The 2004-nt window shown below is 32.0% G+C and carries 2 protein-coding genes; both read right to left on the bottom strand.

All coding sequences use genetic code 11. The features are described from left to right. Positions 1-1574 (bottom strand): Ig-like domain-containing protein (locus tag U9O55_03720; GenBank protein MEA2088919.1); only part of this gene is annotated, 1574 nt, incomplete at its 3' end. Between the two features lie 122 nt (positions 1575-1696). Next, positions 1697-1927 (bottom strand): hypothetical protein, encoded by a 231-nt coding sequence (locus tag U9O55_03725; protein ID MEA2088920.1) that lies wholly within the window; start codon positions 1925-1927, stop codon positions 1697-1699. Positions 1928-2004 lie beyond the last annotated feature (77 nt).

Here is a 2004-nt window from a genome sequence, read left to right on the forward strand (position 1 = left end):
ACTTCTGAAGTATAATCTGTTGCTGTATTAAATCTGCTATGGTTTATAAAAGCTCTTGTTTGAAAAGGAAGAACAGGCGGTTGATTTTCCGCTGTTATCCAATAATCAACAACAGGCGCTACAATCTTTATATTATTACTTCTTAAACTACTATACATCATTATTTCAGAAAATAAAACATCTAATGGATCTCTAAGTGTAGTTCCTATATCTCCAATATTAGGGCTAATACTAATAATAGTAGGCTCTGTAAGCTCAATTTCATTAGTGGTATTAAAATTCCAAGAATAATTATCAACAGGCGGACCTTCTGCTAAATTATTATGATTGCCATCTAAAGAATTTCCAACCATATCAACTATACCGTTATATGGAGGACCCATTGCCATAGGAGGTTCCCCGCTTAAGGCAGCCGCCAATATATTAACTGTAATATTTTCGCTTCCAGGCAAACAATAAATTATATCACCGCAAGAATTTATTCCACAAGCGCTTCCTAAAAATTCAACTGTGCGATATTGATTTGAAATATATAAAGTTCCCGCTACTGGCGCTGTAATATTTCCGCTAACAATTATATTAGTATCAATAATAGAAGTCGGGTCAATTGCTTCTGAAAAATGTATTTGAATCACAACATTTTTAGCGTATGTTCCACCAGCAGATGGCAAAATGCTTTTTACATACGGAGGCGTAAGATCGACAAAAGTCCCAATTTCAAAAGACCAAATAAAACCACCCAAAGCTCCGAAAGCTGGATCATTATTTGCTTTTTCTAAATTGTTTGTTAGTTCGGCGCTATACCAAGTATTATCTGTTGGATTTCCTAAAAGTTCAATCGACTTGAACACAAAAATTTTATTATCAATTGTTTTACTGACAAAAACTTCTGTTATAAGAGGGCCTGAAGCAAGCTCTCCGCGTTTAGCAATTTTAATATTTGGATTGCCTAAATTATCAACAGCAATTGTGTCATAAATATCGCCAGCGTCTAATATGCCGTTGCCATTTGTGTCAGTATAGTCTCCCAAAATCCCATTGCCGTTTGCGTCAAAAATAAAACTCTCTGGATTCATACTCTCTTTAAAAGTCACGGCTATTTTTGTATTCCGCGCGACATCTCTTTGTCCAGGAGCAGGATAAACGTTTTCAATAATGCCAGCGCCTAAAGCTCCGTTGCCGTTGCTATTGTCGCCAGGCGCAGTTGGCTTTCCGCCTGTTACAGTAAAAATTATAAATTGAATAATAGCAAAAGAAAGCAAAATAATTGTTAATCCAATCGCGCCGTTAATTAAAATCTTTTTTGCTTTATCAACTCTTTCAGGTCTCCCCCCAGAAGTCATCCAAATAAAACCTCCATATAAAATTACAATTATCGCTATTATTCCTAAAAATCCAAGAACTGTTTTAACAATTTTTGTTAATGTTGTTTTCAATCCTTGTGTTCCTAACCCTAAGGTAGAGGCATAATCCATTCCAAAATTTTGCGCGAAAACAAAATTAGCGCACGCAAAAAAAGCTATTGAAATTATCACAATAACAAAAATTAATTTTTGTTTTTTGAAAATAAACATTTTTATTTTTAAATCTGTATAAAGTTTTCCACAGTTAAAAATATTATAACATATTTTTAATAAATAAAAAATAGCCTACTGTTGAAAAATGGCTATCTTTTATTTTATTAAAAATTGATCTTTCAAAATCTTTTTTTATCTTCAAATTTTCCTATTTTCTTTAAATATTCTTGTTCTTTCTGAATCCCGATTTTGCGTAAAGCAGATTTTTTTTGCTCATTTCTACTTTTATCTTTTTCTAAAAATTTAACTTTTCTCGATTGAATAATTTTTCCGCTCTGCTGTATTGCTTTTGTAAAACGGCGAAAAAAAGATTCAAAAGCTTCGTTTGGTTTTCTTTTTATTTCCGGCACTTTATTATCAGCTCCTTTCTAAAATAATAAATAAATTATATTTTTATTAAATCACAAAAATTAATTTTTGTCAAAAA

It is taken from the genome of Patescibacteria group bacterium (assembly GCA_034660655.1).
Lineage (GTDB): Bacteria > Patescibacteriota > Patescibacteriia > JAACEG01 > JAACEG01 > JAACEG01.